This window comes from Lacihabitans soyangensis (genome assembly GCF_024343775.1).
GTDB lineage: Bacteria > Bacteroidota > Bacteroidia > Cytophagales > Spirosomataceae > Leadbetterella > Leadbetterella soyangensis.
Map to the genome: position 1 here is coordinate 13637 of NZ_RJUF01000033.1, position 23704 is coordinate 37340.

16 protein-coding genes are annotated in these 23704 nt (G+C 39.1%); 6 read left to right on the forward strand and 10 right to left on the reverse strand.

Annotation, left to right across the window (positions count from 1 at the left end):
* Positions 1–86: 86 nt before the first annotated feature.
* The 3 genes from EGI31_RS11575 to fusA form a co-directional block, all read right to left on the reverse strand.
* Entirely contained in the window at positions 87–1583 is a 1497-nt protein-coding gene (locus EGI31_RS11575) for a DUF4394 domain-containing protein (RefSeq protein WP_255037394.1), read from the reverse strand.
* A 133-nt stretch (positions 1584–1716) separates the two neighbouring features.
* Entirely contained in the window at positions 1717–4113 is a 2397-nt protein-coding gene (locus tag EGI31_RS11580) for an amylo-alpha-1,6-glucosidase (RefSeq protein ID WP_255037395.1), read from the reverse strand.
* 98 nt (positions 4114–4211) lie between these two features.
* Positions 4212–6323, reverse strand: coding sequence for an elongation factor G (gene fusA, locus EGI31_RS11585; RefSeq protein WP_255037396.1), 2112 nt, complete (start codon positions 6321–6323; stop codon positions 4212–4214).
* A gap of 288 nt (positions 6324–6611) precedes the next feature.
* On the opposite strand from fusA, the gene EGI31_RS11590 reads away from it, so the two are divergent.
* Complete coding sequence (locus EGI31_RS11590; protein WP_255037397.1) at positions 6612–6920, forward strand: DUF3467 domain-containing protein; 309 nt, start codon at positions 6612–6614, stop codon at positions 6918–6920.
* Positions 6921–7898: 978 nt separating this feature from the next.
* Here the strand turns inward: EGI31_RS11590 and ppk1 are convergent.
* Both ppk1 and EGI31_RS11600 read right to left on the reverse strand, forming a co-directional pair.
* Positions 7899–10094 carry a polyphosphate kinase 1 gene (ppk1, locus tag EGI31_RS11595; RefSeq protein WP_255037398.1) on the reverse strand — a complete coding sequence of 732 codons (2196 nt, stop codon included), beginning with the start codon at positions 10092–10094 and terminating at the stop codon, positions 7899–7901.
* A 138-nt stretch (positions 10095–10232) separates the two neighbouring features.
* Entirely contained in the window at positions 10233–11426 is a 1194-nt protein-coding gene (locus EGI31_RS11600) for a sensor histidine kinase (protein ID WP_255037399.1), read from the reverse strand.
* A 207-nt stretch (positions 11427–11633) separates the two neighbouring features.
* On the opposite strand from EGI31_RS11600, the gene hemA reads away from it, so the two are divergent.
* The gene (gene hemA, locus EGI31_RS11605) at positions 11634–12887 is read left to right on the forward strand and encodes a glutamyl-tRNA reductase (protein ID WP_255037400.1); all 1254 of its coding nucleotides are present in this window, start codon (positions 11634–11636) and stop codon (positions 12885–12887) included.
* Positions 12888–12987: 100 nt separating this feature from the next.
* On the opposite strand, the gene dinB is transcribed toward hemA, so the two are convergent.
* Complete coding sequence (gene dinB, locus EGI31_RS11610; RefSeq protein ID WP_374760683.1) at positions 12988–14067, reverse strand: DNA polymerase IV; 1080 nt, start codon at positions 14065–14067, stop codon at positions 12988–12990.
* Positions 14068–14123: 56 nt separating this feature from the next.
* Positions 14124–14726 carry a hypothetical protein gene (locus EGI31_RS11615; RefSeq protein ID WP_255037401.1) on the reverse strand — a complete coding sequence of 201 codons (603 nt, stop codon included), beginning with the start codon at positions 14724–14726 and terminating at the stop codon, positions 14124–14126.
* Between the two features lie 143 nt (positions 14727–14869).
* On the opposite strand from EGI31_RS11615, the gene EGI31_RS11620 reads away from it, so the two are divergent.
* Complete coding sequence (locus EGI31_RS11620; protein ID WP_255037402.1) at positions 14870–16252, forward strand: DEAD/DEAH box helicase; 1383 nt, start codon at positions 14870–14872, stop codon at positions 16250–16252.
* A 55-nt stretch (positions 16253–16307) separates the two neighbouring features.
* Here the strand turns inward: EGI31_RS11620 and EGI31_RS11625 are convergent, their stop codons facing one another.
* The 3 genes from EGI31_RS11625 to glpK form a co-directional block, all read right to left on the reverse strand.
* The gene (locus tag EGI31_RS11625; RefSeq protein WP_255037403.1) at positions 16308–17429 is read right to left on the reverse strand and encodes an ATP-binding protein; all 1122 of its coding nucleotides are present in this window, start codon (positions 17427–17429) and stop codon (positions 16308–16310) included.
* A gap of 142 nt (positions 17430–17571) precedes the next feature.
* Positions 17572–18360: an HpcH/HpaI aldolase family protein gene (locus EGI31_RS11630; protein ID WP_255037404.1), complete on the reverse strand. Its 789-nt coding sequence runs from the start codon at positions 18358–18360 to the stop codon at positions 17572–17574.
* 1 nt (position 18361) lies between these two features.
* The gene (gene glpK / locus EGI31_RS11635; RefSeq protein WP_255037405.1) at positions 18362–19858 is read right to left on the reverse strand and encodes a glycerol kinase GlpK; all 1497 of its coding nucleotides are present in this window, start codon (positions 19856–19858) and stop codon (positions 18362–18364) included.
* A 154-nt stretch (positions 19859–20012) separates the two neighbouring features.
* Between glpK and EGI31_RS11640 the strand changes: the two genes are divergently transcribed.
* From EGI31_RS11640 to EGI31_RS11650, 3 genes are all read left to right on the forward strand, one after another.
* On the forward strand, positions 20013–20792 hold the full coding sequence (locus EGI31_RS11640; protein ID WP_255037406.1) for an alpha/beta hydrolase: 780 nt from the start codon (positions 20013–20015) through the stop codon (positions 20790–20792).
* A gap of 109 nt (positions 20793–20901) precedes the next feature.
* Entirely contained in the window at positions 20902–22056 is a 1155-nt protein-coding gene (locus tag EGI31_RS11645) for a caspase family protein (protein WP_255037407.1), read from the forward strand.
* 117 nt (positions 22057–22173) lie between these two features.
* Positions 22174–23499: a C1 family peptidase gene (locus EGI31_RS11650; RefSeq protein ID WP_255037408.1), complete on the forward strand. Its 1326-nt coding sequence runs from the start codon at positions 22174–22176 to the stop codon at positions 23497–23499.
* Positions 23500–23704 lie beyond the last annotated feature (205 nt).

Consider the following 23704-nt stretch of genomic DNA (forward strand, 5'->3'; position numbering starts at 1 on the left):
TATTGACCTCTCTCTTATTAAATCCAAAAAACAAAGACCTCTGAAATATAATCTCAGAGGTCTTTTTGTTTGTTTCAATCTATCTATCAAAAACCAGTTCCGACCGCAAAAGCACGTACATTTGTCGGCAAATCACCCATTTTAGTAGCCATTCCTGTGGTTAAATTTACAGAGTAAACAGACGACTTATCTGCAACTTTCAAGACCGCATAAGCCATACCGCTTCTACTTCCTATATCAAAACCGCTTGCAGCATCAATATTGACCCCTAAAGCTCCTACTTCTACCTGAGTGCCATTGTTTGGCGGGTCTTGCTTGTACAATTTGTCCGTATTTGCGTCCAAATTATAAAGTATTGTTGAGGTAGCACCCGCAAAATTATTGGTGTATGCAGAGGCTACAATCATCGGCATTCCTGGATTCAGAGCACCATCAGTAGCTACTATTACGCCTGTTTCAGGATGTAACCTAAGGTTTTGGCCAGTGTTGCTCACACAACGAATTCTGTCCACTGTTGGATTAAAATCAAAACCGAATGAAGTTCCCATTAGCATTGTACTAAAAGGCATAGTTCCTACAGCCGTTGCAGCTCCAGAGGCTGTATTCAAAACATAAATTCTGCTTGAACTTCCCAAAGCATAAAGCTGTCCATTTACAGGTCTAAAGTCAATACCTAAGATGGTTTCGCTCACTTGAAGCCCAGTTATTGGCTTGCTTACAGGAGTACCAACATTCTTAAAATTAAAAGCCAAAAGGTTGTTTGATTCATCAATAGCGAAAGAGACTGGTGCGGTTGGAATAGCCAAACCGTTTATATTTCCTGAGGGTAAATTACCTAATTTTGTAAGCATTCCACTTGTCAAGTTAACTTGGTGTAGCTCCCATTTATCGGCTACTTTTACTGCAGTCAAAGCCACATCTCCGGCAGGATTTATGTCGAAACCAGCACTCATAGCAATATCAGTACCTAAAGCTCCAACTTCAACTAAAACGCCATTGTTTGGTGGGTCTTGTTTGTAAAGTTTATCGGTTTTGGCATCTATATCATACAAAATGGTAGCACTAGCACCCGCCATGTTGCCTGTATATGCCACCGATTCAATAACTTGCGACATACCTCCAGCAATTGAATCATCTGTAGCAGCCACTGCTCCTGTTTCAGGGTGAAGTCTAAGGTTTTGGCCTGTGTTGGTCACTAATCTGATTCTATCAACTGTAGGATTAAAGTCAAGAGCTACAGCCGTGCCGTTAATGGTTGGATTGAGTGCCGCGGCTCCGATAACTCTTGCAGTGCCCGTTTCCTGGTTAATAACATAAAGACGGTTCATTATACTCACTCCGTATAATTCGCCAGTGGCTGGTCTGAAGTCAATGGCAGTTAGTGCATCATTGGCCACCAAACCAGTAATCGTTACCGATTGAGTGGCCGTTTCTGACTTCATAGCGTTTATTTTTTGCAGTTGCTTTCCATCCTGCAGAACGTAAAATTCGAAATCGGGTTTCGAAACAGGCATTTCAACCGTCTCCTTGTCACAAGAAACAAGGCCGGCTATTAAGCCTAGAGCTATTAGATTCGTTTTCATTCGTATCATGAGTAAATAATTTAGTTTTACTCACGTACGTGAATCTGAAATTTTTGGATTCTTTATAAGAGGACTTTCTACTATTCTACATTAGTTAAATAGAATTAAAATAAAGGATTAAATCCCAATAACCTTAATTTTCCAAAACCAAAGAATTTCTTAAACCCTTAAATTCAATCACTTCCGTTTCAGCTATTACCATAGGTTTAACTAATTTTCCGTTTAATCTCCAATTGCCAAATTTTCCTTTTGGTTGCGAGAAAACAAGTTTCCAATCGGTATTTTTTTGTGAAATATCGAAGATTTGGGAATCTGTTTTTTGAGTAAAACTCATTCCGATGAGGTTCTCTCCTATCTCTACCGACTCTATTTTACCTTCTGTAAGTTTCGAAGGAAGCAATGGTGAAATATGAATCGTTTTCAGGTGAGCCAATGGCTTTATTCCAAAAAACTGCTTGATTATAGGCTCGCCAAAAGCATACATATTCCAAGCTTGTGAAAACATACCAAAATCAGGTGAAACCTCATAAATAGAACCTGGAAGTGCAAAACTGAAGGATTTCATCATTCTTTTAAGCAGAGAATATGCTTCGTCTGGTCTACCATAGTTGTTTTCGGCCACGGCTTGAACACCTGTTGGCAGGGTCATAACGGCACCTGTGTAGGTAAATATTTTCCGATTGGTTACAAACGAACCTTCCTCTGATCCTGCGGTTTCGTCTCTGTCGATACCAGTAACAAACATACCGTATGGATTTGTAAATTTCTTGGCTGTCTCCAAAGCTTTAATCGCCTTCTCCCTATCCGCAATGCCCATTTCCATAGGCGTGTTTACTACCCAATTGTGGTGCATCACAAATCCTCTTTTTTCATTGTCTCGGTAAGTTTCTATTTGTTTTTTAGAACTTTGAAGTTCAGCCACCGCCCATGGTTTTTTCAAAGTATCGGCTCTGATAATGGCATCATCAAGAAGGTGCAAAGCTTGTTTTTTAGTCCCAATAAAATCAGCATAAGAGTTAGACTCTTCCACCCAAAAATCCTTATTGATCTTTTCTTTTATTTTGTCCGCTTTTGATTGATATTGATTGGCCAAAGATGTTTTTCCCAAAACCTTAGCCATCTTAGCGGCGTCAGCGAAAGCTTTTTGAGAATAAACCGCCACATCTATCATCTCGGAATCCATACCATGTATTTCCATCATTCCGAAGCCGTCAGGAAGAAGATTTCCGTCCTTATCATTTTCTTTTAAGAGCCATTCCAAGCCTTTTTCTATTGTCGGAAAATATTTATTCAAGAAAGCTTTATCACCAGTCCAGCAAAACACCTCCCAAATCAATGACGCAAACTGCGGTGTTTCGTTTACATTTCCGTTGTTAAAAACCGCACCGTTTGTGGAAACTTCGTGTACAATTTTTCCATTGCCGTTAGTTTTCTCTGAAATGCCATGAATCAAATCTATCGTACTGTAAACCAAATCTTTACGCCCCGTGGCAATTAATCCTTTTAAGGTATATTCATTATCAACACCAAACCACCAGGGATAATCTGGTAATCCCGCACATAAACCTCTCCCCTGTCCTTCAACATCTCTGATGAGCCAATCGTTATTGTATTTTATCCAGCGAAATCCTTTTTCAAGGTCTTTATCGCTGAACGTTATTTTCGATTTTTCAATTATATTTAAAAGCCTATTTTGCTTCTTTTGTAAATAAGGAGTGGCATTTGGACTTAGCTCCGCGTATGTTCTCAAAGCTTCCATTTGGCTCTTTTCAGAACCCGCTATAGTGAATGGAAAAATAGCATTGGCCAGAGGAGAAACGGTCAGATTGTATTGAGTACGGGTAATAGAAGTATTAGGTTTGCGTGAATGATTCTCCTTATTAGAAATCGCAATTCCCTTTGATGATGAACCATAAACTACAAACCAAGGATTCAATTTATCTTTTACCAACCATTTGTTTTCTTTAAAAACAGCCTCATCTTTGCCATCTACCATATTGGTTCTTTCACCCAACCAAACGGGCATAAGATTAGAAATGGCTTTGAATTCAATCGAAACATTTAAAGCTGTATTGGTCATATTTTTTATAAAAAACTCAATGTAAACCGCCTTCTTTCCATCTGGTACAAACTGATATCTTTCTACTAAAAAATCTGAAGATAAACTACTGTAAGTAAGCTTATTGCCAAATGCATAATTTTCAAAAGTATCGGCTTTGTTCAAAACGTACTTTTGGTTATTTACCAACATTTCCACCTCGAATCCGTCCAAAAGCTTGATAGGATGACACCATACTCCGCCCATTTCTCCCTGCACATGCCAGCCCAAGTCAGGGAACGTGCCGTCCTGATGACCAACCATGTAGAGCCTATCCCCAGCAGCAGCATACGGACTTGCTAAATATTCTGGCTTGCCTTGTATTTTTTCTGAATTTGTGAAAAGAGAGGCGATACTTTTGCTAACTGTTTTTTGGGCAAAAGAGAATTGAAAGAAAACAAGTAGAAAGCAAAGGATTTTAAAAATATTCATTTTATCAAAGGTTAAAGTCAAATCTACGAATTTTATCGCAAAAAAAAACAGCCCTCCGTTGCCGAAGAGCTGCTCTTAATAACAATCTATAGAAACACTTACGATCCTTTTTCTTTCTTGATTACGCCTTCTGCGATGTTTGCAGGAACGAAATCGTAGTGAGAGAATGTAAGGTTTGCAGTAGCACGGCCTGAAGACATTGTTCTTAGGTCAGTTACATATCCAAACATCTCCGACAAAGGCACGTCAGCTTTGATCACTTGTGATCCAGCTTTGGTGTCCATACCTTTCATCATACCTCTACGACGGTTCAAGTCACCTGTGATAGGTCCAGTGTATTCGTCAGGAGTCAATACCTCAAGAGCCATGATTGGCTCAAGCAATTTCGCACCTGCTTGTTTACCTGCCTCACGGAAGCCCATACGAGCGGCCAATTCGAATGACAATGAGTCTGAATCGACATCGTGGAATGAACCGTGGAACAATTTCACTCTGAATGAATCAACAGGGAAACCAGCCAATGGACCGTTCTTCATAGCCTCTCTAAAACCTTTCTCAATTGCTGGGATAAATTCACGAGGAATAACACCTCCTACAATGGCATTTTCGAACTGAAGACCCACTTTCTTTTCTTTTCCTTCTTCTTCGTCTGTTCTTGGACCAAACTCAAATACGATATCAGCAAATTTACCTTTACCACCCGATTGTTTTTTGTAAACTTCACGGTGTTCAACAGTCTTAGTAAATGTCTCTTTGAATGCTACTTGCGGAGCACCTTGGTTTACTTCCACTTTAAATTCACGACGCATACGGTCAATGATGATCTCAAGGTGAAGCTCACCCATACCTCTCATGATAGTTTGACCTGTTTCTTCGTTGGTTTCAACTGTCAAGGTAGGATCTTCTTCGATAAGCTTAGTGATAGCTTTCGAGAAATTATCTTGGTCAGCCGATTTCTTAGGCTCGATGGCATATCCGATAACTGGATCAGGGAATACCATTGATTCAAGAACGATTGGGTGTTTTTCGTCAGAAAGAGTATCTCCTGTTTTGATATCCTTAAAACCTACTACCGCAGCAATATCACCAGCTTCTAGAGCATCAATCTGATTTTGCTTGTTGGCGTGCATTTGGAATATACGAGAAATACGCTCTTTGTTACCTGAACGGTTGTTCAAGATGTAAGATCCTGAAGGCAATGTACCTGAGTATGATCTAACAAAACACAAACGACCTACAAATGGGTCAGTTGCGATTTTAAACGCCAAACCAGCAAATGGCTCAGAAGCACTTGGCTGACGAACGATTTCAGCACCTGTGTCAGGATTGGTACCTTTGATACCGTCTCTGTCTAGTGGCGACGGCAACAAGGCCATTACCAAGTCAAGCATAGTTTGTACACCTTTGTTTTTGAACGACGAACCGCACAACATAGGTACGATTTTCATATCAATAACAGCAGCACGCAAAGCGGCCAATATTTCGTTTTCAGTGATAGAGTTTGGATCTTCGAAGAATTTCTCCATCAAAGTCTCATCGTAGTCAGCTACCGCTTCCAATAGATTTTCTCTCCACTCAGCTACTTCTTCCAACATATCTTCAGGAATTGGCACCTCTTGGAACGTCATACCTTTGTCGTGCTCGTTCCACACCATTCCACGGTTGTTGATCAAGTCAACCACACCTTTGAAGTTTTCTTCACTACCGATAGGCAACTGAAGCGGAACTGCATTTGAGCCCAACATTTCTTTTACTTGCTTACACACGTTTAAGAAGTCAGCACCCGAACGGTCCATTTTGTTTACGAAGCCCAAACGAGCCACGTTATAGTTGTTGGCCAAACGCCAGTTTGTTTCAGACTGTGGCTCTACACCGTCCACTGCACTAAACAAAAACACCAAACCGTCCAATACTCTAAGTGAGCGGTTTACCTCTACGGTAAAGTCCACGTGTCCTGGAGTATCTATAATGTTGATATGGTAATCGTTGTTTCTGTATTTCCAACCCACTGTGGTAGCAGCAGAAGTGATAGTGATACCTCTTTCTTGCTCTTGCTCCATCCAGTCCATAGTAGCACCACCGTCGTGTACTTCACCTATTTTGTGGTTAACACCAGCGTAGTAAAGAATACGCTCAGTAGTGGTGGTTTTACCGGCGTCAATGTGGGCGGCAATACCAATGTTTCTTGTAAATTTTAAATCGCGAGCCATTATTTGTAATTTGTTTACGGATATTTTAATCCAGATTACGACCGAGAATATTTGATTTCGGTTTCGGGCTGCAAAATTATGAAAAAAATACAAAACTTAAAACAAAAATGCCGTAATAGTTTGATAAAAGCACAAAAAGTGCTAAGAATCCTCATTTAGAATAGAAAAACCTATTTAACGGACCTGATTATTAACCATTTAATAACCTTAAAGTAAGATTTTGAGATAAATTTTCGTTTATAAACAAACATTTCATAGTTTTGATTTTTAGAACAAAGCATAAATAAGATGGAAGAAGAAGAAAATCAAATCAATATAGAACTGTCTGAAGAAATGGCCGAAGGTGTTTACGCCAATTTGGCCATGATAGCCCACTCCAACTCAGAGTTTGTGGTGGATTTTATCAGACTGATGCCTGGCGTACCGAAAGCCAAGGTTAAATCAAGGGTGATTTTAACACCTGAACACGCCCAAAGGTTGCTATTGGCACTGCAGGACAATATCAGAAAATACGAAGCCAACTTCGGCGAAATCAGACAATCCAACGACCCCGTTCCCTTCCCGATGAACTTTGGTGGGCAGATGGGCGAGGCGTAGCGGGGGTTTGGTTTTTGTAAGATATTTGAAAAAGAGCTTTATGGCTCTTTTTTTTGTAACTGACGTAAGAGTATTGTTGTTAACACTAAATCAATGAGACAATTCAAAATATTTTTTCTTGCAGTACTATTGTGTGTATTTGCTGCAATTAATTTTGCTATATTCAGAGGGATCTTTGAAAAAATCGTAAGGCCTAATTATAAAAATTTAGACTGGGGAACGTATTCTATTTTTTGTCTTATAGTTTTCCCAATATCCGTTTTGACTTTTTTTACGTTAATTAAGGAGGTAAAAAAAGTTAATAGAAAATTTGAATAGAACTGAATTCACTAGGTTATTAATTCTGAATTCTTGTGGTAAATGACATGCTTTTAATTGCCTATGCTAAAATCATTTTACCAGCAATCGTAATCCTTTCAGATCCGACTTATCTGTCTAGCCAAATTGAGAATTGCCTCAGCAGGCAATAAAGTCTTTTTTAAAAAATAAAAAAACAAATTTAAGATATGTGGAGATACCCATCTGACAGAGACCTTGAAGAAAATGGTTTACCAACTTATATAGATATGGTTTTCAAAACACCTTTAAAGTGGGTCTATTTATTTTTTATAATTTTCGCGATAGGAATAGTTTTTCTCGTACGACATCATAATGCTAAAAATGAGCAAATACACAAAGAGAAGGTGGCGAATAAAAAAACTATTCAAAAATGAACTGTTTACTAGCTCTCTTTTGACCTAACGATAATTCTATCGGCTCAAGGATTGTTCCACCATCGTTGTGGAGAAATGCAGGTTTTACATGCTAAAAATTTAAATCATTTTAATAGACCTTGCTGCATTTTCAGGTCTGACCTAGCGGTCTGACCGTAGTTTTGTTTAACCGGTTTGTTCTTTAAACCAAACTGAATTCACAATTTAGGAAAATTGTTTTACTTCTTATAGAAAGGACTACAACATTATCCGATCAGATTTTATCTTAAAACAAATCGCCTTGGTTGATGCTTTGTTTTTCTTTGTCAAAGAAATATGTATGAATATTTATCTGATTTTCAGTTTCTCTGATGGTTTGATACTCACCGTTTTCTTGCAAAACATAGGCGTTACAGTTGTCAAGCAAGTTTACCTTTAAGATATTTATAAGATGACGCTTGATATCTTCATTGATAAACTCAAAGAGTGATTCTATCCGTTTGTCAAAACTTCTCACCATCATATCTGCACTTCCACCGTAAACTCTTGGCTGGCCTTGATTATGGAAGTAAATGATGCGGGCGTGTTCGAGATAGTTACCTACCAAAGATCTCACCCTAATGTTTTCACTTAGGCCCTTACGCCCTGGTCTCAAACAGCAGATTCCTCTAACTATAAGCTCTATTTTAACCCCTTTATTCGATGCCGCGTATAATTCCTCTATGATGTCTTTGTCTTCCAAGGAGTTGACTTTGAAACAAATGCCGGCCGGAAGTCCCTTAGCTGCATTGTTGGCTTCGTTTCTGATTTGCTCAATCAACGAGTTACGCATATTTTTTGGCGACGTTATAAGGTTCTTATAACCCGAAGGTTGCGAATGACCCGTAATTACATTAAAAAACTCCGCAATGTCTTTGGTATAGTCCTGATTAGCAGTCAAAAGCCCAATATCGGTGTAGAGTTTTGAAGTATCCTCATTGTAGTTTCCACTCGCGAGGTGAGCGTACTGCATCACTTTTGGCCCTTCTTTTCTTACAATAAGCATCAATTTGGTGTGGGTTTTAAGCCAACCTATGCCGTATATAACAAAACAACCTGCTTTCTGTAGTTTTTCTGCTTCTCTGATGTTATTTTCTTCGTCAAAACGGGCTTTTATCTCAAAAAGAGCCGATACGTGCTTGCCATTTTCGGCAGCTCTAAGCAAAGCCGAGGTTATCCGTGAGTTTTTGGCCAATCTATAAATAGTCAGTTTTATAGACAATACATTGGGGTCATCCGCCGCCTTTTCCAGAAGGTTGAGAACGGGCTCAAAACTGTTGTACGGATGATGCAACAGGATGTCGTTTTCCTTTATAGCATCAAATATATTGAGTTCTCTATTGAAGTTTAGGGCTGTCAAAGTGCTTGGAGATGGAGGCAATAGCGGCTTAAATTCGGCATGATTGACGATTTGCCATAGACGTGTATAATCCATTAACTCATTGTTTACATGGATATTATACTTATCAATCTCCCATTTCTTCTTCAAAATTTCCATCAAATATTCCGACGGACGAGTCTCTATTACCAATCCTACCACCCTACCCGCCTGGCGACTCCTGATTTTTTCCTTCACTTCGTCCACAAAGTCAGCATCTACATCGTCGTTTTCGTCGATTGTAAAGTCGCCGTTTCGGACAATCCTAAAGAGGTCAACCGACTCAATGGTTACATTTTTATAGAGCTTCCCGATTTGGTTTCTGATAATCTCTTCCGTTGGCAAGAAATCTACTGAGTCTTCACTTTCAAACTCGTAGAACTTGGGTAGATTAGATGGTATTTGAACAAATGAGAGTTTTTTATTGTCTTCGGTTTCAGGAAAAAGCGTGGTTTGTTGCTCTATGGAAACAATTCCCAGTATCAAGCTTTTGGCCAAGAGGTTCGGGAAAGCGTGGGTGTGATCGCAAACCATTGGCGTGAGCATCGGATACACGGTGTTCTCAAAAAAGTCCGTAACTTCGTCTAATTGCTTCTCATTGAGGTTGTTGTATTTTATGATTCTAAATCCATTCTTCTCGAAAGTGGGTTCTAAATCTTCTCTAAAAATACGATTACGCTCGTCAATAAACCGTTTTATGTGATTTAGAAGAACTTTTCTGAACTGAACCTCTCGCAAACCCGAGTAGTCTACTCTTTCTTTATCGTAGTCAATATAATTATACAAACTTCCGAGTCGAACGGCCATGAACTCGTCGAGATTTGACGCCGTGATGGCCATAAACTTGAGCTTTTCAAATATATTCAAGTCTGTTTTTCTAACCTGATCCAACACTCGCTCGTTGAATTTCATCCAACTTAAATCCCGGCTGATAAAGTTAGATTTCTCAATGTTATTGTCGGATTTTTGATCTTTTATGGTGGGATTATATTTGTATTCGCTTTCCATGTTGAAGTCAAGCAAATCCTTAAAAAACGACACTACACCTTCTGTAACACTACCCATTTTGTATTTTTAAATCTTTAAATTTTGGGATATAATATTTTGCAAATTTCCGAAAAATAGCATTACCTAAACATTAATTTTTGCTTAGAAATAACATTCATTGAATAACGTATAATAATAAACAAAATTAGGCATTTTTTAAAGAATAATTCTGAAAGTGGTGCCTTTGCCCACCTCAGACTTCAACACATATATCTGACCACCGTGGTATGTCTCAATTATCCTTTTTGCCAGAGTTAGCCCAAGCCCCCAGCCGCGTTTCTTGGTAGAAAAGCCTGGATTAAAAACTTTCCTTTGAATGGCATTGGTCATTCCTTTACCAGTATCAGTGATGTCTACGGCGAGTTTTCCTGCTTGATTATAGTTCATCTCTATGGCCAGATTTCCGATTCCACCCATGGCATCCACCGCATTTTTACAAAGATTCTCTACCACCCATTCTATTAGATTTTTGTTTATTTTGTGTATGTAAGGTTTGTCTAGATTGTTTTTTAGAGACCAATTTATTTTGGTAGAAATCCGTTTTTTCAGATATTCCACCGTAGTTTCAATCAGTTCGCCCACATTTTCCTCTTTCATGGTTGGCTCAGAACCTATGTTAGAGAAACGATTGGTGATGGTCTCGAGCCTCGAAATATCCTTCAACATCTCCTCCCCAATGGAATTGTCAAAATCGGGATTAATCTTCAGCACTTCAATCCAACCCATAAGGCCCGAAATTGGCGTACCCAGTTGATGAGCGGTTTCTTTGGCTAGACCTACCCAAACTCTATTTTGTTCGGCTTTTCGAGAAGACGAATAGGCTATAAATGCTAACGAACCGAAGATTAAAAAGGTGACAATCAGTATATAAGGAAAGTAACGAAGCTGCGTCACAATGGTGGAATTGCTATAATATACATAGCCTTTGTCTTTGCCGACAATGAATTCTATAGGCGTATGTTCGGCTTTCATTTCGTCCATTTTGGACAGTAAATACTTCAGTTTTTTGTCTGCTGTAAACTTCCGGGTGGAGTCGTCAAGCTCAGGAATATTTCTGTAATCCATGGGGCTTCCACCCGTTACTAGAATAGTGGGAACGGTTTCGTTGGCCGATAATACCTCCTCTACAAAAGTATAGTCGCAGTCACTTTCGGGGTCTTGCTCGATGGTGAACCTTATACTTTCGGCGTATAGTTGAGCATATTTTTCCTCTCTGTCTTCAAGAGATTTTCTGACTTCGTTGAAATAAAACAACAAACCCAACACAAGAACAAGCAACAATGCAGTGATTATCAGTCGCTTTGTGGAAATATTTACATATAAATCATGAAAGAGTCTATTACTTTTCATCCAAATTCTAAATTATATTCTTCGGTTTTTGGTTAATATTATTCGGTATATGAATCTAAACTCCAAACTTTACCGTAGTTATACATGATTGAAGGCAGGAAATATTAATTTAGAAAAATTCTAAATTACAAAAACTGCTTATCGTCATAACAAATATAGGGTTGCTAGGGCGTATTTTTGCATAAAATTTTTTTCAAATAAAAGGTAATGAGCGAGAGTTTTAGAGTAGTTTCAATTTCTTACAAAAAAGCACCCCTTCAGATAAGGGAACGTTTGGCTTTGGACGAAAGCGAGACAAAGGCGTTTTATTTGAAACTTAAAGAGGTTTTTGGAATAGCTGAGGCTTTGGTAATATCCACTTGTAACCGCACAGAGGTATATTTCAAGTCAGACTCCGACATTTCTTCGGAGGTCATTAAACTTTTGGCCATTAATAAAGGAGTTTCTTCTTCAGACATTGAAGAATATTTTGAAATAATCAATGAGGAATCTGATGCTACCAACTACCTTTTTGAGGTGGCTCTTGGCTTACAATCACAAGTAATTGGTGATCAACAGATAATCAATCAAGTGAAGAACGCCTATCAGTGGTCAGCGGACATGCAAATGGCTGGACCATTTGTACACAGAGTACTTCACACGGTTTTTTATGCGAACAAAAGACTGGTACAAGAGACTTCGTTTAGAGATGGAGCGGCATCAACCAGCTATGTTACGGTAGATTTAATGGAGAGTTTCCTACCGATGTTAGCCAACCCGAGTATTTTGGTTTTGGGGCTAGGCGAAATTGGTGAAGACATAGCCAAGACCTTGTTTGAGAAAGGAATAAAGAATGTAAGTGTTTGTAATAGAACAAAAGAGAAAGCCGTAGAATTGGCTCAATCTTTCGAAATGCAGGTATTGGATTATACTTCTTTAGCTGAACAACTACAAAACTTCGACGTGGTCGTATCATCGGTAAGGGCTGAAGCACCAATTGTAAAAACGTCGTATTTAGCCAAGAAGAAATCAATTACATATTTATTCGATCTTTCTGTGCCAAGGAGCATAGAGTCAGAGGTTGAAAACATTCCTGGCGTGGTTTTGTATGGTTTGGACGAAATACAAAAACGATCAGATGAAGCTTTGGAAAAAAGGAAGGCTGCTATACCTCAGGTTAAGGCTATTATAGCTGAAATGGTGTCAGAAGTGGCCAATTGGTCAAAGGAAATGATGGTATCGCCAACGATACAAAAACTCAAAAATGCTTTGGAGCAGATACGTCAAGACGAAATGTCTAGGTTTTTGAAAACCATGAGTGCTGAAGAAGCAGAAAAAATGGACAAAGTAACTGCGGCGATGATGCAGAAAATCATAAAATTACCTGTACTCCAACTCAAGGCCGCTTGTAAGCGTGGAGAAGCCGATACGCTTATAGACGTATTGAACGATTTGTTTGATTTGGAGAAAGTGAAAGTTTAAAATGTTCAAGTTTGTGAGGACACAAACTTGGATGGACACAAACATTGGCATCAAGAAATTAATATTTAAAAGTCTGCTTCAACGAGCAGACTTTTGCTTTTTAGAATTCTAGATTCAATTGTTTACCTGTTTCGGTTTTTTCGTCTAGAAAATTTGACACTCCAAGCCCCAAAAGCCTGATTCCCTTTGGAAAGGGCATTAGATTTTCTACCAAATAATCAATTGTTTTGTTTATTTCTTCTTTCTGAAAATAACCATTTTCAATCGTCTTACTTCTTGTAATAGATTCAAAATCAGCATACTTAATTTTTATAGTCAGCGTTTTACCCACCAAATTGTGCTTTTGGGTTCTGACCAAAAGTGACTCAGCAAGTCTGTAGAGATCTCCATAAATTTCTGAGACCAATTCTAGGTCTTGCGTGAAAGTATTCTCAACGCTAACTGACTTTGTTTCACGTTCGGCCACCACTTCTCTATGGTCCTGTCCACGAGCTATTTCGAAATAATATTTACCAACTTTACCGAAATTTTTCACCAAAAACTCTTGAGATTGTTCCTTTAGTTCCTTTCCGGAATTTATACCCATGGCTTTCATTTTTTCGGCAGTAACCTTTCCGATTCCATAAAATCTATGAATGGGCAAAGTCTCCACAAAAGCCTCCGCCTGGCTGGGTTTTATCACACATTGCCCGTTGGGTTTGTTGATGTCCGAAGCCGTTTTTGCTAAAAATTTATTAAAAGAAATACCTGCCGAAGCCGTCAGTTGTGTTTTTTCAAAAATCTTCTGCCGAATTTCTATCGCTATTTGAGTGGCGGTTTCTATTCCTTTTTTGTTTTCGGTAACATCTAAATATGCTTCATCGAGCGAAAGCGGTTCTATGAGATCAGTATATTCAGCAAAAATCTCACGAATCTGCAAAGAGACTTGTTTATAGGCGTCAAACCTAGGCTTTACAAAAATCAAAGAAGGGCACAGACGCTTGGCTGTTTTGGAAGGCATGGCCGATTTTACACCAAATTTTCGAGCCTCATAACTGGCTGCTGCCACTACGCCACGTTCTGCACTTCCACCTACAGCCACAGGTTTGCCTCGCAACTCAGGGTTGTCACGCTGCTCCACAGAAGCAAAAAATGCATCCATGTCGATGTGTATTATTTTGCGGAGTTTTGGCAAATTCAAACCATTTTTTACAAAAATATCGAAGTATTTGGCAAAATGGTTCTAGGTATATGAGCTTACTTCCTAATTCTATAAAAAAGTCTTAACTGTGCATGTGGAGCGATTGAAATTATAATATCTTTTGGTTTCGTAAAATAATCTTCAATTTTCTCATCTGGTTTGAGCTTAACAAAGACTTCTTGAAATTCGTCCATATTTAATTCTAGGCTTTGATTTGAAAAGACACTTCCCAGCCCAATACCAAAATCCAGTTGCAACTTCTTATTTCTATTGGTATTTAAACCAATCTTTACAAATGGTTCAACTTTATTTTTGGAATTATATAAACTGACAATACGCCAACCATACAAGGTCATCGGTGCTTCAAACCTAGTAAATCTTGTACCTGTTTCTGCAAAAAAATGCTTTCTATAAAGTTTTCTATAAATTAAATCTACATTTAATCCTGAAACTGTGGGCAAACTAGGCCACTCTGAAATCCAAACAAATACATTTCTTTGCCACCTAATGTTTCCACCAATTGCCTTATTTTTCCAACGATACTCATAGCCAAGATTTGGTCGTAAAAGTATAGAATTCCCGATGTCTAGGTTTAAAAATGATTGTGCAGAGGTTTTTTGTAAGGCAAACATCACAATCAAAAAAAGAAGTTTTTGCATTTCAGTATGGTTTTAGAATTTGCAAATAATATTACTAAAAAACTGATTGTTAATCCTAAGATTACATCCCGAAATTATTTTACGGTAAGAAAAAACTGTTTTAACCTCCCTTCTTGGGTATCTTTGCACTCAAATTGTACATTATGGAAAACACCTTCAAGAAATTTGACCTCAACAAACAGCTTCTCATGGCTGTGGAAGACATGGGTTATACAGAGCCCAGTGAGATTCAAGACAAGGCTATTCCTTTAATATTAGCAGGTCACGATGTGCTGGGAATTGCCCAAACAGGTACCGGTAAAACAGCGGCCTACTTGTTGCCGATTTTGATGAAAATCAAATATGCTCAAGGCAAAGATGCCCGCTGCATAATATTCGCCCCAACACGTGAATTGGTGATGCAAATTGATGCGGCCATCGTTGAACTTGCCAAGTATACAGACATACGACATGTGGCACTATTTGGCGGCTTAGGGCCAAAAACACAAATAGAAACCCTCAAAAAAGGGATAGACATCATAGTAGCCACACCTGGCAGATTCATGGATTTGTATCTTTTGGGGGAAATTAACACCAAAAGTCTTCAATATTTGGTACTCGATGAAGCCGACAAAATGATGGATATGGGTTTTATGCCACAGATTCGCAGAATATTGGAAGTTATACCACGCAAAAGGAAGAACCTTTTGTTTTCGGCAACATTCCAACCTAGGGTAGAAAAACTTTCAGAAGAGTTTCTTGAAGATCCTTTAAAAATAGAAATTACACCATCGGCAACGGCTGCCAGCACGATTACCCAGAGCGTGTATCATGTGCCCAATTTTAAGACCAAAATTAATCTTTTGGGCTATTTGCTCGACTCCGACGTCATAACCAGAGCGATGGTTTTTTGTAGAACCAAAACCGTGGCTGACAACGTCTTTAAGTTTTTAGAAAGAAAGGTTCTAGGTGCAAACAGTGTTAGAGTAATACACGCCAACAAAGGACAAAATACCCGAATAAATGCAGTAGAGGACTTCCGTGGAGGCAAAATCAAGGTTTTGGTATCGACTGACGTAGCGGCAAGAGGCATAGATGTAAACGCTGTGAGCCACGTGATAAACTTTGATGTGCCGCTCATTTATGAAGATTACGTACACAGAATTGGACGCACGGGCCGAGCAAAATTAGAAGGCGAAGCTATCACGTTTTTGTTGCCTTCGGAGGAATATCATTTGAACAAAATTCAGAAGATTATACGCACTACAGTGCCCATTTTAGAGCTTCCAACGCAAGTACGAATAGAAGAAACGGAGTTTGAAGAAAGCCAAGCGATGCTCCGTGAAATGGATGAGCAACGCAAAAAAGAAGACCCTGATTTTAAGGGAGCGTTCCACGAAAAATCAGAAAAGAATCAGAAGTTTATAAAACTCAGAGAAGCTCAAGCAAAAGCCAAAGAGAAAGCCAAGGAAAAAGCTCCAAAAACTAAACCAAAGAGCAACGCTAAAAAACCACAAAGCAAAGGTGGTTTCAAGAAGAAATACTAAATTTGGAGATTATAATCCCCAAATTTATATTAATTCGGGGATTACGTTCGCCAGATTAAATAAATTCATGAAAATTTTCTTTTGAAACAACCATTGTTTTTTCGGGCGAATAAGTTTCGAGAAAAGAATTCGGAAACTTGGATTTGGCTTTGGGATTCCATTTAAATTCGAAAGCACTTATTTTTCCATCACCTTCCTCTATGTAATCTATTTCTTGTTGGGCGTGATTTCTCCAGAAGTAGTTTTTGGCGAATACTCTCTCATTCTGATTTTTCTTGATTCTTTCACTTATTAAGAAATTCTCCCATAGAGCACCGATGTCTGTTCTCAGACCTATTGGATTGAAATTATCAATAATGGCATTTCGGATTCCATTGTCATAAAAATAAATTTTTCTTGAAGTGTTTATTTCATTTCTTAGATTTCGACTAAACGCTTGCAAGCGAAAGATCACAAAAGCTTTTTCAAGTAAACTGATATAATTCTCAACAGTAGCTTTATCTATTTCTAAAGTCCTACTGAGTTCATTATAAGATACTTCACTCCCAACTTGAAACGCCAAAGCCGTCAACAATTTCTCTATAATCTGAGGTTTTCTTATTCCTTGATATGACAACAAATCTTTGTATAAATAGCTGCTAGACAGTTCGTTCAGTATTTCTCGTTCCTGACCTTTATTGTTCAAAACAGCTGGATACATTCCAAATAGTAGCCTACTTTCAAGCTGATCAAATGCCTCAAAATAATTGCTGCTATTCACCAATTCTTTCCAGCTGATGGCAAACATCTGAAATTCCCACTTGCGGCCAGTCAGCGGTTCGTTTATTTCATTAGCCAGTTCCAAAGCTGAAGATCCCGTGGCTATTAATTGTACATCTGGAAAGTTTTCATGAATGACTTTTAGTGTCAAGCCAATGTTTTTAATCCTTTGGGCCTCATCAATGATAACAATCTTAGAATCTCCCAAAAATGTCCTTAAATCCTCTACACCTACGTTAGTAAGTCTTTCCCTTACAATTGGTAAATCAGCATTTAAGAAAAGCGTTGGAAGGTTGTTTTTATCTTGTAGTTTTTTGAGCAATGTAGTTTTGCCCACTTGTCTTGCACCCATTAGTAGGATGGTTTTCCCCGAAAACATCCTCTCATCTATTAAATGGGCAATTGTTCTGTCTATCAATTTGCAACAATTTTATACACAAATGTATAAAAATAAATTTCCTAATCCCCAAATTCATATAAATATTTCGATTATAATCCCCAAATTTATATTAATTTAGGGATTACGTTCGCCACATTAATACTTTTAGAAAAATAAAAACTCAATAACTTCCCAATTTTCCCTTTTCTCCCGAGCCTTCAAACTCTGCGAGGGTTGTTTTGGCAATGGCTTTTAGAGCCGAAGAATCGTTGATCATCGTCACGAATTTATAGCCTAGGTCGGCAAAAAGACGGGCATTTTGAGGAGTAGCCGCATGAATACCAGCCACAAGATTATGCTCAGTAGCAACGGCCAAAATTTCTTTTAGAATATCCAAAAAACTCGGGTCCTGAAAATCGGCCAGTCTTTTAAAGCCCAATGACATACTCAAGTCCCACGGTCCAACATAAAAACCATCCAAATTAGGCACTTTAGCCATTTCTCTTATGTTTTTCAATGCATCTGGCGTTTCTATCATCGCCAGGGTTATAGTGAAATCGTTGGCATGGCTGGCGTAATCCTCTCCATAAACTACGTTTGAGCGGGTAGGCCCGAGACTTCTGTTTCCTTTTGGATAATATTTAGCCGCTCTCACAAATGCAGCAGTTTCTTCCGCAGTATCGAGCATTGGGCATATCAGACCCACAACACCAGCGTCTAACATACGCATTATGTAGGCGGCATTGTTGTCGGGCAATCGTACGAAAGGCACCGTTCCGCTACCTTCCATAGCTTGGAGCATGGGCAACATGGTGGTCAAGTCGGGAGCTAAGCCATGTTGAGCATCTATGGTCATCACATCAAAACCCACACTGGCCATTATTTCAGCTGACCATGAACTTGGAGTACTTATCCAAGCATTGGTAACTGCCTCACCATTAGCCCATTTTTGTTTTATTTTGTTTTGCATCTTAGTCTTCCCAGTTTAATGAACGTTCAATGGCTTTTTTCCAACCTTTAAAATTCTTGTCTCTCAATGTATCGTCCATTTTCGGAGTCCAAGTTTTGTCCACACCCCAGTTGGCTATCAAGTCATCAAAGTTTTCCCAATAACCCACTGCCAAACCAGCAGCATAGGCCGCACCAAGAGCCGTAGTTTCAATCATCATTGGCCTAATAACAGGCACTTTGAGCATGTCTGACTGAAACTGCATCAAAAGCTCATTTACTGTCATGCCACCATCCACTCTGAGTGATGTTATTTCTATGCCAGCGTCTTTTTCCATCGCTTCTAAAACATCGAGCGTTTGGTAAGCCGTAGCTTCCAAAACAGCTCTGGCAATATGATTTTTGTTAACGTACCTAGTCAAACCTGCTACCACACCACGGGCAGTATTTTCCCAATATGGAGCATATAAACCTGAAAAAGCTGGTACAAAATAAGCCCCTCCGTTATCTTCCACAGCCTCCGCCAGCGTCTGAATTTCACTACTTTCTTTTATCAAACCGAGGTTGTCTCTCACCCATTGCACTAAAGCTCCAGCTATGGCCACAGAACCTTCTAATGCAAAATGAACTGGTTGATTTTCAAACTGATAAGCTACGGTAGTTAATAAACCATACTTAGATGAAATGGCTTTTTCGCCCGTATTGAGCAACATAAAGCAGCCCGTGCCATAGGTATTTTTGGCTTCGCCGGGCTTGAAACAAGTTTGTCCCACCAAGGCTGCTTGTTGGTCGCCCAAGATACCTGCAATCGGTACACCCGCCATAGGTTCTGCAGTGATGTCGCCATATTTCATGCTACTAGGTTTTATTTCTGGTAGCATAGCTTTTGGAATGTTCAGTTTTTGAAGAATCTCGTCGTCCCAAGCTTGAGTTTCGAGATTCATCAACTGAGTTCTGGAAGCGTTGGTTACATCTGTGATATGGATGCCTCCTTTGATACCGCCCGTCAGATTCCAGACCAAAAAGGTATCCATGTTTCCGAAAATGGCCTCTCCTTTTTCTGCATCTTCACGTAGTCCATCCACGTTTTCGAGCAACCATTGAATTTTTAGTCCACTAAAATAAGTAGCCAAAGGCAAGCCAGTTTTTGCCCTTATCCAGTCGCTTCCGAATTCCTTTTCAAGTTTCTCAACGGTTTTTCCCACACGGGTATCTTGCCAAACCAAAGCATTGTAGTAAGCTTTACCAGTGCGTTTATTCCAAACTACTGCGGTTTCTCTTTGATTGGTAATACCGCAAGCAACGATGTTTTCTATTTTGATTCCCTTTTTTATACGAGCTTGGGCTATCACTTCTTGCGTATTTTTCCAGATTTCTTCTGGGTTGTGTTCTACCCAGCCAGGTTGCGGGTAAATCTGTTCGTGTTCTTTTTGGGCGACTGAAACGATTTCTCCTTTTTTATCAAAAAAAATACATCGTGTGCTGGTAGTGCCTTGGTCAATGGAGGCAATTAATTTCATACGTTTAATTTTACCGCTAAGTCGCTATGACGCAAAGAAGGATTAATTTCTCTTTGTTTTCATTTGACTTAGGAATGGTAGTTTCTTTAAGGTTGATTTTAAAATAATCCCTAAATTAGTGCAAAAATTGGTTTTAATAAACCTAAACTCAAAAATGTTGAAATTCTTGAAATTTCTAATATTTGTATCTTTTCTTTTGGTCATAATAGTATTATTTTTTCAGGATATTGTCATTTTGCATCCTGTAAAATTGCCCAAAGACTATGTTTATACATTTGATGAGCCTTTTGAGGAAATCAATTTTTCGCCAGATAGCAATATCTACATCAATGGCTTGCTATTCAGGGCCACGAATTCTAAAGGTTTAGTTTTTTACAACCATGGCAATGCCGACAATCTGCAAAGATGGGGAAGGCTTGCAGCAGATTTTACAAAACTTGGTTACGACGTATTTTTCTATGATTACCAGGGTTTTGGCAAAAGTTCAGGTCGGTTTTCAGAGCATGTGATTTTAAAAGATGCTGTTTTTCTTTTTGATAAATTGAAAGCCACATATGCTGGAAAGAAAATAATTATTTATGGCCGTTCACTTGGAACTGGAGTGGCTACTTATGTGGCTAAAAATAGAAACTCTGATGCACTAATTTTAGAGACGCCCTACTACAATATGGCAGACGTGGGCAAATCTTGGCTGCCTTTTGTACCCTTTCAGAAGTTCGTGAAGTACAAATTCCCAAGCAATGAATGGATAAAAGCTGTGGATTCACCAATTACCATTTTCCATGGTACTAGCGATTTAGTAGTACCCTACAGCTCAGGCTTGAGGCTGTCCAAAACATCTGATTGTAAACTGATTACAATAGAAGGGGGTGGCCATAAAAATCTTGCGACATTTCCGAAATATCACACAGAATTAAAGAAAATCTTAGAATAGAAATCCCGAAACTTACCGTAAAGTCAATATTTTGTGAATTAAGTTGGCCTAAATATGTGAAAAATAAAATTTGGTATAATTTTGAAGTCAGAAATTTTTTAAAATTCAATTGAAGTACCAAACCTTTGAAGCAAAATCGCCTTTAAAACACAAGGCTGACAAGTTCTTTCTATTTTTTAAAAAACTTACATTTCTCCTATTCATTTTTTTTATTTCAGGAAAAACCTTTGCCCAATCCACTTCGTATTTTGATAAGAACACTTGGGTTTTTATGGTGGGGGTATTGGAGTGGTCTGATAAAAATGAATTTGCCTCATTTGATAAAAGAGGAAGAGTAGATGCCAAAATCTTGAAGTTTTTCCAAGACAACGGTATTGCCGCAGACCACATCGTTTATTTAAAAGACAAAGAAGCTACAACCTCAGAGGTCAAAAAGACTTTTGCTAGTTTCCTGAAAAAAGCAAAAAAAGAAGACAAGTTGTTTTTTTACTATTGCGGTCATGGATATCACAATGACAAAAACAATGTTTGCTTTGCCAATTACTCAGGCGGCGACTGGACAGCCAACGAAATAATAAAAGCTGTGGATTTGAACTTTGCAGGAAAAACAGCCTTTTTTGTGGCCGACTGCTGCAACTCTGGTGGCTTGGCGGACGAAGCACAAAAATACAAAACCAAAAACTTTGTGGCTTTGAACTCCGTGGTTCCTAAAGATCTGTCAACAGGAAACTGGACGTTTTCAAATGCTCTTTTGTATGGCTTACAAGGCAAAAACTTTGTGGATACAGACAGCAACGGAAGCCTCACACTGACGGAACTTGCCCAATACATCGATCAAGAAATGGCCATCGTAGAAGGGCAAAAAGCAGCATACTATGTCCCTCAAAATCTTAAAAATCTGGTAATTACAAATGGAATACCTAAACGAAAGGACAAAAAAATAGGCGACCATGTTTGGGTTGATTATGATGGAGAGGACTATCTGGGATTCGTAACTGCCACCGACCCTACAAAAGGCCTTAATGTCAGGTTTTATAGCTATACCAACAATGAGCTTGAATGGGTAGCAGCCAATAGAACCAAACCCTTTAAATGCCAATCCGACTTCTCGGTTGGGGCTTTGGTAAGTGTTTATTCCACCTACGACGAGAAGTGGATGAAAGCCCGTGTTCTCAAAAAATTCTCTTGTCTGCATTATGTCAGATACGAGGGCTATGGAAGCGAATGGGACGAATGGGTTTCGCCTGACAAAATAAAAAAGTAATTGTCTAAAAGACCCAAAATGAAATTCGATTGTATAGCTTTGCGAGCCGCAAGTAAGCTCCCCCAATTTTATTATTCTCTAACCAAAAAATGGTGGTAAGCCACCAAAAGCAAAACCATGGAATTAAGTTTCAAAAATCAAGGCGGTGAAGACCGTGAGATTTCGGGGTACTCGTACATGACCCCAAGTTCAGGTGCTCAAAAATACAAGGCATCATCAAACATAAAAGGCCAAAAACTACCCCCAAAGGTAGATTTACGCCCTCACATGACCCAAGTAGAAGACCAAAAAAGATTGAGTAGTTGCACGGCCAATGCGGTGGCGGGTGCCTACGAGTATTTGGCTAAAAAGTATTTGGCTAAAAAAGCTTTTGATGTGAGTCGTCTGTTTATTTATTACAATGCCCGTCTTAGAACAGGCAAAGAAATTAAAGACTCTGGAAGCCATATTCAGTACGCGGTAGACAGTTTGATGAAGATCGGTGCTTGTAGAGAAGAAACTTGGCCTTATGATCAAACCAAAGTGAATACCAAACCGCACGAGAAGTCTTTTGAAGCGGCGGCAAACTTTAAAATAGAGAAAACGAAGTTTGTACCAGTTAGACTAGACGATTGGAAGAGATGTTTAGCCGAAGGATATCCGATTGTATTCGGCATAGCCCTTTTCCCATCGTTTGATACTTGTAACAAAAACAAAGGCGTGGTACCAATGCCATCACCTACCGAAGCTTCAAGAAGTGCTCATGGGCTACACGCCATGCTATGTGTGGGATACTCTGATGTAGACAAACTGTTTATTGTAAGAAATTCTTGGGGTGAAAAATGGGGAGATGGTGGCTATTGCTACATGCCTTACGAGTATGTGATTAACCCGAAGTTCAATTTGGGTGACTGTTGGATTTTTGGGCGTTCGACACCCATCCCAGAATCAGAAGATACTTGGGTAGAAGATAAAAAGTCCGTAGTGGATAACGGCAGAGGTTATAATAGGGAAAATTTTGTGTACTATAAACCAGACGATTACGGAAATTTTGACCCTCTGGATGGCATAGAAATAGAAGAGTATGACGAAGAAGTGCCAGAGGAATTTGAAGAACTAGAATATGAAGGTGATGGCGAATATGACGAAATATTAGAAGAATACGAAAGTCAGTTTGAAGGTTTAGAGGAAGAGGAGTACGAGGAAGAGTCTGACGAAGAAGAAGAATACGAAGAGGAGGAGTCTGACGAAGAGGACGAGGAGTCCGAGGAAGAGTCTGACGAAGAAGAAGAAGAAGAGGAAGAATCTGAAGAAGAGTCTGAGGAAGATTACGAGGAGGAAGAAGAGGAAGAGGAATCTGAGGAGGAAGAAGCCGAAGAAGAAGAGTACGAGGAAGAGGAAGCCGAGGAAGAAGAAGCTGAGTCTGAAGAGGAGAGCTCAGAAGAAACTGAGGAAGAGGAATAAAAGGTAGAAGAGGAGGAAGAATCTGAAGAAGAGTCTGAGGAAGATTACGAGGAGGAAGAAGAGGAAGAGGAATCTGAGGAGGAAGAAGAAGAGGAAGAATCTGAAGAAGAGTCTGAGGAAGATTACGAGGAGGAAGAAGAGGAAGAGGAATCTGAGGAGGAAGAAGCCGAAGAAGAAGAGTACGAGGAAGAGGAAGCCGAGGAAG

What these genes read in the sequence shown, in the direction of transcription:
- EGI31_RS11575 (WP_255037394.1), bottom strand. Translation starts at nt 1,583, where the DNA reads ATGAAAACGAATCTAATAGCTCTAGGCTTAATAGCCGGCCTTGTTTCT.
- EGI31_RS11580 (WP_255037395.1), bottom strand. Translation starts at nt 4,113, where the DNA reads ATGAATATTTTTAAAATCCTTTGCTTTCTACTTGTTTTCTTTCAATTC.
- fusA (WP_255037396.1), bottom strand. Translation starts at nt 6,323, where the DNA reads ATGGCTCGCGATTTAAAATTTACAAGAAACATTGGTATTGCCGCCCAC.
- EGI31_RS11590 (WP_255037397.1), top strand. Translation starts at nt 6,612, where the DNA reads ATGGAAGAAGAAGAAAATCAAATCAATATAGAACTGTCTGAAGAAATG.
- ppk1 (WP_255037398.1), bottom strand. Translation starts at nt 10,094, where the DNA reads ATGGGTAGTGTTACAGAAGGTGTAGTGTCGTTTTTTAAGGATTTGCTT.
- EGI31_RS11600 (WP_255037399.1), bottom strand. Translation starts at nt 11,426, where the DNA reads ATGAAAAGTAATAGACTCTTTCATGATTTATATGTAAATATTTCCACA.
- hemA (WP_255037400.1), top strand. Translation starts at nt 11,634, where the DNA reads ATGAGCGAGAGTTTTAGAGTAGTTTCAATTTCTTACAAAAAAGCACCC.
- EGI31_RS11615 (WP_255037401.1), bottom strand. Translation starts at nt 14,726, where the DNA reads ATGCAAAAACTTCTTTTTTTGATTGTGATGTTTGCCTTACAAAAAACC.
- EGI31_RS11620 (WP_255037402.1), top strand. Translation starts at nt 14,870, where the DNA reads ATGGAAAACACCTTCAAGAAATTTGACCTCAACAAACAGCTTCTCATG.
- EGI31_RS11630 (WP_255037404.1), bottom strand. Translation starts at nt 18,360, where the DNA reads ATGCAAAACAAAATAAAACAAAAATGGGCTAATGGTGAGGCAGTTACC.
- glpK (WP_255037405.1), bottom strand. Translation starts at nt 19,858, where the DNA reads ATGAAATTAATTGCCTCCATTGACCAAGGCACTACCAGCACACGATGT.
- EGI31_RS11640 (WP_255037406.1), top strand. Translation starts at nt 20,013, where the DNA reads ATGTTGAAATTCTTGAAATTTCTAATATTTGTATCTTTTCTTTTGGTC.
- EGI31_RS11650 (WP_255037408.1), top strand. Translation starts at nt 22,174, where the DNA reads ATGGAATTAAGTTTCAAAAATCAAGGCGGTGAAGACCGTGAGATTTCG.